15 protein-coding genes are annotated in these 13,654 nt (G+C 63.5%); 10 read left to right on the forward strand and 5 right to left on the reverse strand.

Annotation, left to right across the window (positions count from 1 at the left end; all coding sequences use genetic code 11):
* A partial coding sequence (locus ABI213_RS13950; protein ID WP_348027555.1) for a putative LPS assembly protein LptD occupies positions 1 to 1,034 on the reverse strand: 1,034 nt, incomplete at its 3' end.
* 107 nt (positions 1,035 to 1,141) lie between these two features.
* Between ABI213_RS13950 and ABI213_RS13955 the strand changes: the two genes are divergently transcribed.
* From ABI213_RS13955 to ABI213_RS13995, 9 genes are all read left to right on the forward strand, one after another.
* A complete protein-coding gene (locus tag ABI213_RS13955) occupies positions 1,142 to 2,230 on the forward strand; it encodes a phosphotransferase (protein ID WP_348027557.1) in 1,089 nt (362 codons plus the stop codon).
* Between the two features lie 64 nt (positions 2,231 to 2,294).
* Complete coding sequence (locus tag ABI213_RS13960; protein ID WP_348027559.1) at positions 2,295 to 2,996, forward strand: 16S rRNA (uracil(1498)-N(3))-methyltransferase; 702 nt, start codon at positions 2,295 to 2,297, stop codon at positions 2,994 to 2,996.
* 2 nt (positions 2,997 to 2,998) lie between these two features.
* Positions 2,999 to 4,300 carry a hypothetical protein gene (locus ABI213_RS13965; RefSeq protein WP_348027561.1) on the forward strand — a complete coding sequence of 434 codons (1,302 nt, stop codon included), beginning with the start codon at positions 2,999 to 3,001 and terminating at the stop codon, positions 4,298 to 4,300.
* Positions 4,301 to 4,966, forward strand: coding sequence for a hypothetical protein (locus ABI213_RS13970; protein WP_348027563.1), 666 nt, complete (start codon positions 4,301 to 4,303; stop codon positions 4,964 to 4,966).
* Between the two features lie 82 nt (positions 4,967 to 5,048).
* The gene (locus tag ABI213_RS13975; protein WP_348027564.1) at positions 5,049 to 7,871 is read left to right on the forward strand and encodes an ATP-binding protein; all 2,823 of its coding nucleotides are present in this window, start codon (positions 5,049 to 5,051) and stop codon (positions 7,869 to 7,871) included.
* 11 nt (positions 7,872 to 7,882) lie between these two features.
* A complete protein-coding gene (locus ABI213_RS13980; protein WP_348008415.1) occupies positions 7,883 to 8,455 on the forward strand; it encodes a sigma-70 family RNA polymerase sigma factor in 573 nt (190 codons plus the stop codon).
* A complete protein-coding gene (locus tag ABI213_RS13985; RefSeq protein ID WP_348008416.1) occupies positions 8,452 to 8,667 on the forward strand; it encodes a zf-HC2 domain-containing protein in 216 nt (71 codons plus the stop codon). Before ABI213_RS13980 ends, ABI213_RS13985 begins: the two co-directional genes overlap by 4 nt.
* Before the next feature lie 187 nt (positions 8,668 to 8,854).
* Positions 8,855 to 9,220 (forward strand): RNA-binding protein, encoded by a 366-nt coding sequence (locus tag ABI213_RS13990; protein ID WP_092757204.1) that lies wholly within the window; start codon positions 8,855 to 8,857, stop codon positions 9,218 to 9,220.
* 257 nt (positions 9,221 to 9,477) lie between these two features.
* Positions 9,478 to 9,978, forward strand: coding sequence for an RNA-binding protein (locus ABI213_RS13995; protein WP_348027565.1), 501 nt, complete (start codon positions 9,478 to 9,480; stop codon positions 9,976 to 9,978).
* 69 nt (positions 9,979 to 10,047) lie between these two features.
* On the opposite strand, the gene ABI213_RS14000 is transcribed toward ABI213_RS13995, so the two are convergent.
* The 4 genes from ABI213_RS14000 to ABI213_RS14015 are packed head-to-tail and all read right to left on the reverse strand — an operon-like array spanning position 10,048 to position 13,015.
* Complete coding sequence (locus ABI213_RS14000; protein WP_348008418.1) at positions 10,048 to 10,836, reverse strand: SDR family oxidoreductase; 789 nt, start codon at positions 10,834 to 10,836, stop codon at positions 10,048 to 10,050.
* Positions 10,837 to 10,854: 18 nt separating this feature from the next.
* Entirely contained in the window at positions 10,855 to 11,472 is a 618-nt protein-coding gene (gene lptC, locus ABI213_RS14005; protein ID WP_348008419.1) for an LPS export ABC transporter periplasmic protein LptC, read from the reverse strand.
* Complete coding sequence (locus tag ABI213_RS14010) at positions 11,469 to 12,017, reverse strand: HAD family hydrolase (RefSeq protein WP_348008420.1); 549 nt, start codon at positions 12,015 to 12,017, stop codon at positions 11,469 to 11,471. Before ABI213_RS14010 ends, lptC begins: the two co-directional genes overlap by 4 nt.
* Positions 12,017 to 13,015 carry a KpsF/GutQ family sugar-phosphate isomerase gene (locus tag ABI213_RS14015; protein WP_348008421.1) on the reverse strand — a complete coding sequence of 333 codons (999 nt, stop codon included), beginning with the start codon at positions 13,013 to 13,015 and terminating at the stop codon, positions 12,017 to 12,019. Before ABI213_RS14015 ends, ABI213_RS14010 begins: the two co-directional genes overlap by 1 nt.
* 73 nt (positions 13,016 to 13,088) lie before the next feature.
* On the opposite strand from ABI213_RS14015, the gene ABI213_RS14020 reads away from it, so the two are divergent.
* A partial coding sequence (locus ABI213_RS14020) for a cation:proton antiporter (RefSeq protein ID WP_348027566.1) occupies positions 13,089 to 13,654 on the forward strand: 566 nt, incomplete at its 3' end.

The following is a 13,654-nucleotide window of genomic DNA, read 5'->3' on the forward strand; positions in this document are numbered from 1 at the left end:
CTCCAGTAGTTGTCGTCGCTGACGCGGTTCAAATTCAGATTCAGGCCCAGCCCGCCGATGCCGGATATCCCGGTCTGCAGGGTGCCCGAATGCGTCAGCGCATAGCCCCAGCGGGAGCGGTCGCGCAGGGTGTCGTTGGGCATGTAGTCGGCCCGCAGCGTGCCCTTGTACTCGGGCTCCAGGTAGCGGAACTCGCCCGCCAGGTCCACGCCACGCTTGCTCATCACGGTGGGGAAGAAGGTGGCATCCCGGTTGGGTGCGATGTTCCAGTAATAGGGAACCGTCAGCTCCACGCCGTTGATGTTGTCCAGCCCGATGGTGGGCGGCAAATAGCCGGATTTGCGCTTGTCGGACAGCGGGAAGTCCATGGTCGGGAAGGCCAAAATAGGCACATCCTGGAAGCGCAGCACCGCGCCCTCGGCCGTGCCGACTTCTTCTTCGGTATCGATGCTGATGGTGGTGGCGCGCAGCATCCAGGCGGGCAGCCAGCTTGGGCCGGGTTCGCGGCGGCAGGTGCTGTAGGTGGCGTTGTGCAACACCACGCGGCTGTCGTCGATGAAATCGGCCCGGTCGGCCTGGCCAAAGGCCCCGTTTTTCAGAAACTGGTAGCGCGGCTCGTTAAAGAAACCCTCGAAGGCATCCACTTTGAGCTCCAGCGCCGGGCCTTCGTAGATATTGCCGGCCCGGTTGATGTGCACATTGCCCCGCGCCTTGACCAGATCGTCTGGCTGGTAGTACTCCACGCGGTCGGCCTGCAGCACCATGTCGCCCTTGCGCATCATGGCGTGGCCGTCGATCACGGTGTCCAGGTCCGGGCGGCCCAAGGTGTGGTCACCGGAAAAAAAGGTCGGCATCTGCTCGCGCATGGCCAGCGGAATCTGCTCTTGCAGCAGGGCGCTGGGCTTGAGCACCAGCGGCGTGTCGGCCTCTTCGGCGTGAACGGCGTGCAAAGCCAGCGGCAACAAGGCCATGGCGACAAAAGCCACGGGCGTGAGCGCAAAGCGGCGGCGGGACCTGCGCTGGGTTACTGGCATCAGGGCAGGCATCTTTGGAAGGTGGTGGGTCGAACAGAGGCAGGTTTCACAGCGGCAGGCAAGGGGTCCAGTTCACAGATAAGCCGGATTTGTAGAATGGATTATCCATGAGCCCTACCTCCCCCCCGCCATCGACGGCAACTTCTTCCCCCTCCGCCCCTATCGTCTGGGCCAATGCCTCGCGTGCGGCGGCCTTCCACACCTGGCTTCACGCACTCGCCGCGCCGCACCGGCTGCAGGTCCACAGCCTGCACCTGGCCGCCGCCGACGCGGGTTTCCGCCGCTATTTCCGGCTTGCAACGGACACCGGCAGTTGCATCGTGATGGATGCGCCGCCCGACAAAGAAAACTGCGCCGCCTTCGCCCGCAACGCGGCCCTGCTGGCCCAGGCCGGGCTGCGCGTGCCCGAAGTGCTGGCCTGGGACGAGACGCAAGGCTTCATGCTGCTGACCGACCTGGGCACGCAAACCCTGCTGGAGCTGCTGCAAAGTGATACGCCGCCCGCCCCCACGCCCTTGTTCCACCAGGCGGTGGACACGTTGGTCACCCTGCAACTGGCCTCCCAGCCTGGCGTGCTGCCCGCCTACGACGCAGCCACGCTGCAGCGCGAACTGGCCCTGTTCCCCGACTGGTACATCGCCCAGCACCGCGGTATCACCCTGGACGCGACCCAGCGCGCCACGCTGGACAGCGTGTTCGCCCAGATCGTGGCCAACAACCTGGAAATGCCCAGCGTCTACGTACACCGCGACTTCATGCCCCGGAACCTGATGGTCGGCAGTGACAAACTCGGCGTGCTGGACTTCCAGGACGCGTTGTACGGCCCCATCACCTACGACATCGCCTGCCTGCTGCGCGACGCGTTCCACAGCTGGGAAGAAGACTTTGTGCTGGACATCACCATCCGCTACTGGGAGCGCGCCCGCAAGGCCGGGCTGCCGGTGGGCGACGACTTTGGCGCGTTCTACCGCAGCGTGGAATGGATGGGCCTGCAACGCCACCTGAAAGTAGCAGGCCTCTTCACCCGCCTAACCCTGCGCGACGGCAAACCCAAATACCTGGCCGACACACCCCGTTTCATCACTTACATCCGCGCCACCGCAGGCCGCTACCGCGAACTGAAACCCCTGCTGCGCCTGGTGGACCAGATCGAGGGCACCACCGCCGCCACCGGTTTCGCTTACGGCCGGATGTAATTTTTAAGAAAAATAGGCCTCCAGCGCAGGTAGAACCTGCGCTGACAGCTATCAAAACAATAGTATGCCCCGTTTTTACTGTCCTACCCCGCTGGCCCTCGGCAGCACGCTGGACCTGCCCGCCGGGCCCGCCCGCCACGTGCAGGTGCTGCGCATGCAGCCCGGCCAGACCATCACCCTGTTCAACGGCAAGGGCGGCGAATTTGAAGCCACTATTGAGCGCATGGGCCGCAGCGACGTGGCCGTGGTAGTCGCCACGCACGACCCGGTGGAACGCGAAGCCGCGCGCGCCGTGCACCTGGTGCTGGGCATGCCCGCCAACGACCGCATGGACTGGCTGGTCGAAAAAGCCGCCGAACTGGGGGTGGTCAGCATCCAGCCGCTGGTGACCGAGCGCAGCGTGCTGCGCCTGAACGGCGAGCGTGCCGACAAAAAGCGCGCCCACTGGCACGCGGTGGGCGTGGCCGCCTGCGAACAATCGGGCCGCAACCGCGTGCCCGAGGTGCACGCCATCCGCAGCTTTAACGACTGGGTCGCCGGTGCCGAACCTGGCTTGCTGCTGTCGCTGCGTACCGGCAGCCAGCCCCTGCTGAACGCCGTGCCCGCCAGCGGCCCACTCTATTTTCTCAGCGGCCCCGAGGGCGGCCTGGGCGCAGCGGAAGAAGACGCAGCCATCGCCCGCGGCTACCGCCCGGTCACCCTGGCCAACCGCGTGCTGCGGTCGGAAACCGCGCCGCTGGCGGCACTCGCCCAGCTCCAGTTCTGACCATGGAAGACTTGATTCCACCCGACAGTGACACCACGCTGTCGGATTACTTTCGCGATCCCGAGTCCGCCAGCGAATCCGTCCTTGCCTGGCGCATCGACCAGCACGGCGGCCTGGTGGATGCGCTGCGCGGCCTGTTCCACGGCCCGGCCGGGCTGGTGCGGCTGCGGCTGTTCGTCTTCATGGGCCTGCTGGGCCAGAGCGAAGCCAACCTGCACCGCGACCAGATCAACGAACTCTTCCACGCCGTGCGCCCCGAAGCGCTGGACACGGTATTCAAACGCTTTCGCGACACCGGTCTGCTGCTGTGGGACGAAACCCAGCGCCGCACCAGCCTCACGCCGCTGGCGCAGCAGCTCGCGGGCGTGCTGGGCGTGTTCAACACCGCCCCGCAAGGTGAAGATGATTTAGCCAGCCTGCTCGGCCAGGTAGTGGGCGCCGACCAGCTCGGCACCCTGGATGCCGCCCAGGTGCAAATGCTGCAAGCCCAGCTCGGCCGCCTGCACGCCGAATTTGAAGATGCTATCGCCAGCGGCTCCGAATTCCGCCTGCGCGAGGCCCGCACCCGCTACGACCGGGCCGCGCGCCTGATCGACAAGGCCAGCACCGCCATCGCCACCCTCATCGGCAACGCCCACGGCCACGTGACCATGGAGCGCGCCGCCCGCGCCCTGGGCCAGGCCCAAAGCCACCTTCTGGCCATGGCCAGCCAGTTCAACCGCGCCCTGCAGCAGGTGGACCGCCAACGCGTGACGCTGGGCACCACCGGCATCACCAGCACCGACGTGAAGCGCTGGCTGCAAACCCTGGCCGCGCCCGAACATCTTTTACAAGACGCGCTGTCCCACCCGGTGGGACTCGTCGCGTTGTCTCCCCACGAATTGCTCGATGTGACCGAAGCCGAATTTGAACGCGACCGCCCCACGCTGGGCCTGCCCGATGCCCTGCCGTTGTCGCAAGCCGCGCCGGTGGGCGAACTCAGCGCCGTGGCCCTGCCGCAGGCGCTGGCCGATCTGTCGGACCTGCTGGCCGCCTGGCATACCCACGAACCCGCACCCCGCCGCGCCGTCGATGCCCTGCTGGGTGACATTCCCCTGGAAGCCGAATACGCCCACGTGGCCTACAAAGCCCAGCTCCTGCCCCTGCTGGGCGATGCCCAGGCCGTGCAGTTGCCCGGTGCCACTGGCGACCTGGCCCGCCAGCCCTGGCGCGTGGAGTGGAGCACCGACTTCTTGACGCTGGACCACCCCACGCTGGCCGGGGTCAGCGCAGGCACTCTGCACCCCCGCGAGGAGAAAAGTTAAATGGACGAAGCCGCCCTGTTAGTCGCCGAGCTGCTGGCCCGCCGCAGCCTGCCGCGTACCCACGCCCGCGTGCGCAAAGCCCTGGTCAACACAGAATTGTTCGCCCAAGTAACGCAGCGCCTGGCCGACATCGGCCTGCGCTGGATGGACAACATCTACGCCGACCACGTCAGCCTGGCCCTGTTGCCCGCCGCCCAGACCCAGGTCATGGGCGAGGCCGGGGTCAACGCCAACAACAACCTGGAGCTGCCGCGCGACGGCGTGGCCCTGCTGGTGGTGCTGTGGGCGCTGATCATCCTGCCCAAGCGCGAACGCCAAACCAGCCGCGCCCCGGTGGCCGAGCCGCAAAACGAGATGTTCGCCAGCAGCAAGCCGCTGCCCGCCGTGCGCGACGTGAGCCCGGTGCTGTCGTACAAAGCCCTGCTGGAAGACTACGGCCCGCAGCTGGGCAAAAAGACCCGGCTGGACGGCAACCTCAAGCTGCTGGAGCGCCACGGCTTCATCCTGCGCCGCCAGGACGACATCGCCGAGGGCCCGCTGCTGGATGTGCTGCTGGACTACGACATCCTGGCCCCGCGCATCCTCGACGGGGCCCTGGCCGACGTACTGGCCCGCGAGCAAGCCGCCCGTGCCGCCGAAGCCGCGAATGCAGCCAGCGCATCCTAAATTTATGAAAAAAGAGCCTCCAGCTCAGGTAGTACCTGCGCAAGCAGCTATTTTTTATATAGCACACCAACGGTAAAGACCCATGTTCCACTTGCAAAGCCTGGAGTTGGTCCACTGGGACTACTGCCAACGTGTCAGCCTGCCGCTGGACGCGTCCATCATCACCATCGCCGGGCCCAACGGCTCGGGCAAAACCACGCTGCTGGACGCGCTGCGCACCCTGCTGGGCCTGAAATGCTCGTCCCCGCGCGACTTCAAAACCTACGCCCGCCACGCCGGGGCCAACATCGCCTGGCTGCGCGCCGTGGTCGACAACCAAGCCCAAACCCGCCAAACCAGCAGCCGCCCGTTTGCCAAGCGCCTGCTGTACAGCGACCAGGTCACGCTGGCCTGCCGCATCGAGCGCAACGGCGGCGACTGGCAGCGCCGCTACCTGGTGCTGGAGGGCGATGTCAGCATCGAGCAGCTCACCGACATACCCGACAAAGACCTGGGCCTGATGGGCATCGAAGCCTGGGGCCGCGTGCTGTCTGCCGCGGGGCTGTCTCCGGCCATCGCCAAGGTGCTGTCGCTGGAGCAGGGCCAGACCGACCGCCTGTGTGAATTCAGCCCGCGCGAGCTGCTGCGCCTGGTGTTCGACGTGTTTGGCGACCAGGAAGTGCTGGGCCACTACGACACCGCCCGCGAACACCAGCAGCAACTGGGCCGCGAAATGGAGCAGGCCGCCCACGAGCTGGACCACAGCAAGGCCCAACTGGCCGAGCTGCAAAACCGCGTCAGCAATTTTCAGACCTGGCAGCACAAGGTGCAAGAGCACGAGCGCCTGGCCACCGAAGTGGTGCCGGTGCTGGAATGGCACGGCCAGCGCCAGAAGCTCACCGAGCGCAGCCGCGACCAACGCCGGCATCGCCAGAATGCCAGCCAAAACACCACCCAGCGCTCGTCAGACAACGCAAGATTGCTACAGCTATTAGAGCAACGCAACCAAGGCGACACCCAGGTGACACAGTTGCTGCAAGAGCGCGATGCCGCCGCCGTGCAGCGCGACAGCACCCGCGACCTGGAGCGCCCGCTGGAAGCCCTGGCCAAGCGCGAAGCCGAGCTGCTGGCCCTGGTGGACAAAGAAAGCGATGCCGAGGCCCTGACCGCGCACCTCGACACCCTGCGCACGTCCGAATCCAGCCTGCAAAGCAAACACAGCGCTTTACTACAAAAAAGAGAGCTTACTGCGCAGGCGCAATCTGCGCTAGAGGGCCAAAACACCCCGCCTTTTCCCGACGATGCCCGCCGCCTGCGCCAGCGCCTGCAAGCGCAAAAAATCGGCCACCGCTTTCTGGCCGAAGTCGTCGAGGTGCGCGACGAGCACTGGCGCGCTGCCGTGGAGGGCGTGCTGCGCGCGTCGCGCTGGATGGTGCTGCTGGAGCACGCTGACGACGTGGCGGCAGCCGATGCCATCGCCAGCGCCGACCGCTACCGCCACTACATCACCGCCCCCGGCGACACAGCCCCCCAGGCCGATGCCGACACGCTGCTGGCCCACATCCGCTTCGATGCCAAAGTGCCCCGCTGGCTGCTCCAGCAGCTGCAACACCTGCGCTGCGTTGACAGTCCCGCCGCAGGCCGCAAAACCAGCGGCAGCTGGATAACACCCCAGGCCTACAGCTTCGACGGGCGCGGGGCCCGCTCCCTGTGGGTCGAGCCGCGCGACCACCAGTTTGGAGCGGCGGCACTTATCGCCCGCCGCGACGCGGTGGAACGCGACCTGCGCAGCCTGGACGCGGCGCTGGGCCCGCTGGGGCAGGAGCTGCGCGACATCCGCTTGCAGATCAAAGACTGCCAAAAATCCCTGGCTGGCCACAGCGCCGCCCAGGAGCTGGCCGACCGCAACGACGAGTTTTCGGCCGCCAAGCAGGCCCTGCCCGCTGCCAAACAGGCCCGCATTGCCGCCAGCCTGCACTGGCAAAGCCTGGACACCGCCTACGCCGATGCCAAAACCCGGCACCAGCAGACCGACACCCAGTACCGCCAGCTCGAACTGAGCCTGCGCCAGAAGCACCAGGAGGCCGACCGCCAGGCGGCCGAGCTGCTGGCCACCCGCAAGCTGCACACGGCGAACATCGACAGCTCCAACCACCGCCGCCGCCAAATCCCCGCCGCCTGGCGTGCACCCCACGTCGTACAGGCCCTGGTGCGCACCTACCAAAACGACACCCAGGCCCGGCTGCGGCTGCAGTCGGTGCACGAGGAACTGCAGCTCGACACCTGGGAAAAAGATGCCACGGTAGAAGAGCGCTTTCGCCGCATGGAAGTGCTGGTGCGCGAGCAGGGCTACAGCCTCGGCGACCACCAGGCCAAGAATGCCCAGGCCGGTATCGCCGTGCACAACGCCCGCGAAAGCTACATCGAAGTGCTGCGCAGCACCGTGCGCCGCTACCGCAAAAACATCCAGGAACTCGGCGAGCTGGCCGGCGTGGCGGTGAACGCCGACCTGCCGGTGCTGGAAAACGACGACACCGTGCTGGCCCAGGCCGGGCTCAAGGTGCACTTCAACTTCGACGGCAAGGGCAGCATCGGCCTGAACGACGGCGAGGCCTCGGGCGGCCAGCAGGTCATCAAGTCGCTGATTTTGCTGGTGGCGCTGCTGAAGGACGACGAAACCGCTTCGGGCGGCTTTGTCTTCATCGACGAGCCCTTCGCCCACCTGGACGTTCGCAACATCCAGCTGGTCGGCCACTTCCTGCGCTCCACCCAGGCCCAGTACGTGCTGACCACCCCCATCACCCACAACCTGGAAGTCTTCGAGCCCGCCGAGATCACCCTGATCACCAGCAAAAAACCCAAGAACGCCAAATGGGCACCACCGATCGCGGTGGCCAAGCGGCGCAATGCACCCGCGGCGGTGTAATACTCGCCGCCATGGATTTCACCCACGAACTGGCCGAACACCGCACCTATTTGCTGCGTTTTGCGCGCCTGCAATTGCGCAACGATGCCTGGGCCGAAGACGCAGTGTCCGAAACCCTGCTGGCCGCCTTGAGCAAGCCGCAGTCGTTCGGCAGCCGCTCGCAGCTCAAAACCTGGCTGGTCGGCATCCTCAAGCACAAGGTGCTGGATATGTTCCGGCACAACGCCCGCGAGGTCTGCCTGGACACCGACAACGAATCAGCCGACGAGCTGGACAACCTGGTGTTCAAGGCCGACGGCCACTTTGCGCAGACCCCGGCCGACTGGGGCAACCCCGAGCAGGATTTGAACTCGCGCCAGTTCTTCCAGATCATGGAGGCCTGCACCGAAAAACTCCCCGCCATGCTGGGCCGCGTGTTCCTGATGCGCGAGTGGCTGGAGCTGTCCAGCGACGACATTTGTAAGGAATTGGGCCTAACGCCGACAAATCTTTACGTTCAGTTGCACCGCGCCCGCCTGAGGCTGCGCGAATGCCTGGAAATCAACTGGTTTGGTGCAAACCACACAACCAAGGAGACTTTGTGATCCCGCTACGGCGTACCTGTAAACAAGCTGCTGCTCTGCTGGTGGCCCGCGAAGACCGCCGCATTGCGCTGCCGGACACGGTGGCATTGCAGCTGCACCTGATGGCCTGCAAAGCCTGCCCCAAGTTCGAACGCCAGCTGCTCACCATGCGCAATGCCATGCGGCAATGGCGCAATTACGGTGCCCAAGGTGGTGAAGAGAACGGGCTGTAAAGCAACAAGATCACAAGTTTTTGTGGCTTCTAGGCCAGATGCAGGCATAATCATGAAGTTCTGTCACCCAGTGGCAGTACGAGTTTGCGGTGATTGGTCAGTTTCGCGTCTGCTTTAGTCTTCAATGGTTTGTTGATTGCGGTTATCGGACTCCATCGCGTTTTGCGTTTTTTAGAGGAGTCCTTTCATGGGCAACAAACTGTACGTAGGCAACCTGCCTTATTCTTTCCGCGATGAAGACATGCAACAGGCTTTCAGCCAGTTCGGCTCCATCTCCAGCGCCAAGGTCATGATGGAACGTGACACCGGCCGCTCTAAGGGTTTCGGCTTTGTCGAAATGGGCAGCGATGCCGAAGCACAAGCTGCTATCAAGGGCATGAACGGTCAAGCTATGGGCGGCCGTAACCTGGTTGTCAACGAAGCACGTCCGATGGAAGCCCGTCCTCCCCGCTCCGGCGGCGGCGGCGGTGGCTACGGTGGTGGCAATGGCGGCGGCGGCTACGGCGGCGGCAACGGTGGTGGCGGTTACGGCGGTGGCCGCAACAGCTACTAAAATTTGTTTGCTTGGGGCCTGTGCCCCAGCCACAAAATGAAAAAGGGCCCTTGTGGCCCTTTTTTTTTGCCCAAAATTTGAAGGGGAAAAGCCCACGCATTTTTTATTTGAATTCCATCGAAGTCGCCGCATAATATAAAAGTGTGGATTACTTTTCCATACACGTTTGCGGTGTCGATCGGTTTCGCGTCCTAAGTTTTCAGATTGCGTTTTCGGGATTCCATCGCTTTATTAATGTGTTTTTGAGGAGTCCCTTGATGGGCAACAAACTGTACGTCGGCAATCTGCCTTACTCCGTGCGCGACAGCGATCTGGAACAATCTTTTGGCCAGTTCGGTAGCGTCACCAGCGCCAAAGTCATGATGGAGCGCGATACCGGTCGCTCAAAGGGCTTTGGTTTTGTCGAAATGGGTAGCGATGCCGAAGCACAGGCGGCTATCAACGGCATGAATGGTCAGCCCCTGGGCGGCCGTAGTTGCGTTGTCAACGAAGCCCGTCCCATGGAAGCGCGCCCCCCCCGCACTGGCGGTGGCGGTGGTGGCGGCGGCGGTTACGGCGGCGGTGGTGGTCGCAGTGGCGGTGGTGGATATGGCGGCGGCGGAGGCGGCCGTAGCGAAGGTGGTGGCGGCGGTTACGGCGGCGGTGGTGGCCGCAGTGGTGGCGGTGGCGGCGACGGTGGTTTCCGCAGCCCCTACGGCTCCGGCCCCCGTGGCGGTGGCGGCGGTAATGGCGGCGGCGGTGGCCGTGGCGGTTACTAAATCGCTGATTGGGTTTTCAGCCCACTAAAAAAGGCTCTTCGGAGCCTTTTTTATTTCTGCCCATCGTATTTAAAGGGTTTCGGATTGTGTCGATTGACGGGGTTTGCGGGCACGGCCCACCAATAACTTGTCATACACGGTATTGGGTAATAAGCGCATTAATTTGGCCACGATACCCATCTGCCACGGAATGACCCGGTAGCTGGCACCGGCTTCTATGGCAGCAAAAGCCTTATGGGCAAAGTCCTCTGGTTGCATTAAAAATGGCAGGCTGTAGCCATTTTTTTGCGTCAGAGGTGTATCGATATAACCAGGGCAAATCGTCACCACTTTGACCCCGCTGGGGCGCAATTCGCCGCGCAGACTTTCACAGTAAGCAATCACCGCGGCCTTGCTCCCACAGTAAGCGCCATGGCCGGGGAGCCCGCGGATGCCCGCCACGCTGCCAATTCCGACCAAGGCTCCGCTCCCCCGCTGCACCATGGCCGATATGAAAGGATGGAAAGTCGCCGCCATGCCGGTGTTATTGGTGGCAAAAATTTTCGCCATCACGGCCATATCCTCCACCATGGCTGTGTCCATGCCCATGCTGACGCCTGCACAAGCAATCACCACATCTGGCACGCCCTGGCTGGCAATGCAGGCCTTGCCTGCAGCGATGATGCTGTCGGGTAGTGCCACATCCGCACTATATATTTGATAGCTTTCGGTGCTTATTCCATGAGCGCTAGCCCACGATTCGATCACTAAAGCGCGGCGGGCCACCAAAGCCAACCGATAGCCAGCCTGGAAAAACCGCAAGGCCATTGCCTGGCCGAGGCCGCTAGAAGCACCTGTGATGAAAACCAGTTTCGACATGCGCTTCCTTGGGCGGCCTTATTTGGCAGGCTGGGGTATCAAAATGCCTTTAACGCGCCCGTCGAGCTGCATCAGACGGTCCAGATTGTTGTAATCCATGGAGTCGGCGGTGAAGGTGTCTGCGCCCCGGACCAGGGTGACGGGTTTGTTCGAGCGCACCCGTTCGGTCTCCAGATAGGCGTGCAAAAAGTCGCTGCGAAACTCCATTTTGGGCTGCACGACCACGCCTTTATCGACCACTGCTTGGCGCACCACCACCGCGTTGCCAAACAATTGCACCTCGGAGCCATCGCCATTGCTCAGGCCCCGGTCGGCCGTGGATACGGTCACCAGGCCTTGTGGATTCACCGAACGGATGCGAACCTGGCTGATTTCGACCGTATCGGTGTCCGGGAAATGGTGCGCTTCGGTGCCGAAGACTTCGCTTTTCAGGTGACCCAGGGCATCGAAGTTCTTCACCGAGAAGTTGCGCATGAAGTAGTCGGCCTCGTGCGTCACCGGAGCTGCCACATCGGCTGATGCAAAAATCGGCGTGTTGCGCACCAGCCAGTAGCTGCCTAGAGCGAGCACCCCCATCAGCAGGATAGGCAGATAGATCGAAAGGCGGTTCCACGCCGATTGCAGCATCGCCTTCACGTCAGGTACGCTTGCAGCAGCGTGGCGTAGCGGCCGCTGGCAACCAGCAGCAGGTCACAGAATTCGCGGGCCGCACCGTGGCCGCCAGAGCGCTGCGTGACATAGTGGGCCGCCGCCAGCACTTCGGCCTGGGCGTTGGCAGGGGCGCAAGCCAGAGCACAACGGCGCATCACCGGCAGATCAGGCCAGTCGTCCCCAATGGCTGCAGCCTGGGACCAGTCCAGCCCGAGCTCGGCCAGGATTTTTTCGGCAGCTGGGCGCTTATCTTCGGTGCCAAAAACCGAATGGGCGATACCAAGGGCTTGCAAACGCACGCGCAGAGGCTGGGAATCGCGGCCGGTAATGACGGCGGGGGTAATACCGGCTTTTTGCAACAGCTTGAGTCCGTGGCCGTCTAAGGTGTTAAAGCGTTTGAGGGTTTCGCCCGCTTCGGAAAAATACAGACCCCCGTCGGTCAGCACCCCGTCCACATCGAAAAAAGCAACGCGCACATCCTGGGCTTGCAGCAGCAGCTCGGGAGGGAAATGGAGTGCCGGTGCGGACATCAAATGACCTTCGCCCGCATCAAATCACCGATATGCACGACCCCTACCAGCACCCCGCTCGGCTCCACCACCAGTACGCTGGTAATGCGGTGGCGTTCCATCAGCTCAGCGGCATCGACCGCCAGCGCATGGGGCTGGATGCTGCGCGGGTGCAGGTGCATGACTTCGTGGGCCCGTGCGGCCCGCAGGTCTACACCGTTTTCAATCAGTCTGCGCAGGTCGCCATCGGTAAACACACCCAGCACCTCCTGCTGTGGGTCCACGATGGCCGCCAGACCGCCCTTGGCACTCATCTCGCGCATCATGTCGCCAAACAGGGTGTCAGGGCCGACGCGTGGCACCTCGTCGCCAGAACGCATCACGTCGCAGACATGGGTGAGCAGCTTGCGGCCCAGTGCGCCACCGGGATGCGAACGGGCAAAGTCCTCGGGCTGGAAGCCGCGCGCATCCAGCAGGGCCACGGCCAGCGCGTCGCCCAGTGCCAATTGCGCAGTGGTGCTGGCCGTGGGGGCCAGGTTCAGTGGGCAAGCTTCTTGGTCAACCCCACCGTCTAGCACTTCGGTGGCATGGCGGGCCAGAGTGGATTGCAGGCCGCCGGTAATGGCAATCAAGGGCACACCCTGGCGCTTGAGCGCAGGCAGCAAGATGGTGATCTCAGAAGACTCACCGCTGTTGGAGATGGCCAGCACAATGTCGCGGGGCTCGATCATGCCCAGGTCGCCATGGCTGGCTTCGCCGGGGTGCACAAACATGGCGGGGGTGCCGGTGGATGCCAAAGTGGCAGCGATTTTGCGGCCCACATGGCCACTTTTACCCATGCCCATTACGACCACGCGACCACGCACATTCAGCACCATGTGCACGGAGCGTGCGAAGGCATCGGTCAAGCGGTTTTTCAGACCCGCAATGGCTGCGGCTTCGATATCGAAGGTCTCGCACGCTTGGCGCAGGGCCCGGGCAGCGTCAAAAGGAAGGGCGGGCGGCAATGCGGATGTCATGGTGCGATTCTATCGACGAGCACCTGGCACCTTGTTTGCGTGGCTATGTGTTTACGCTTGTTAGCATAGGCTCATGACCGGACTCGAATTGACCCTGATGTACCTGTTGGCCGCTGTGCTAGGGGTGGTCACGTTCCGTTCACTGAAGCTGCCACCCATGCTGGGTTATCTGGTGGTGGGCGTGGTGATTGGGCCCAATGCACTGGCACTCGCACAGAACTCCGAGGGGATCAAGCACCTGGGCGAATTTGGGGTGGTGTTTTTGATGTTCGTGATCGGGCTGGAATTCAACCTACCCAAGCTACGGGCCATGCGCCAGCATGTGTTTGGGCTGGGCCTGTTCCAGGTGACGGGCACCATGCTGTTGGCCACGTTTGCGTCGCTGGCTTTTGCGATTGCTGCACCCACGCTCTGGAACATGGAGTGGCAGACGGCCCTGGCGCTGTCCGGTGCACTGGCCATGAGCAGCACCGCCATTGTGGTCAAGCTGATGGCCGAGCGGCTGGAGATGGAGTCCGAGCACGGCAAACGCGTCATGGGGGTGTTGCTGTTCCAGGATCTGGCAGTGGTGCCCTTACTGGTGCTGATACCGGCGCTGGGCTCGTCGCCCGAACAACTGCTGACCTCGTTGGCACTGGC

The sequence above is a fragment of the Rhodoferax sp. genome, assembly GCF_039922535.1.
Taxonomy (GTDB): domain Bacteria; phylum Pseudomonadota; class Gammaproteobacteria; order Burkholderiales; family Burkholderiaceae_C; genus Rhodoferax_B.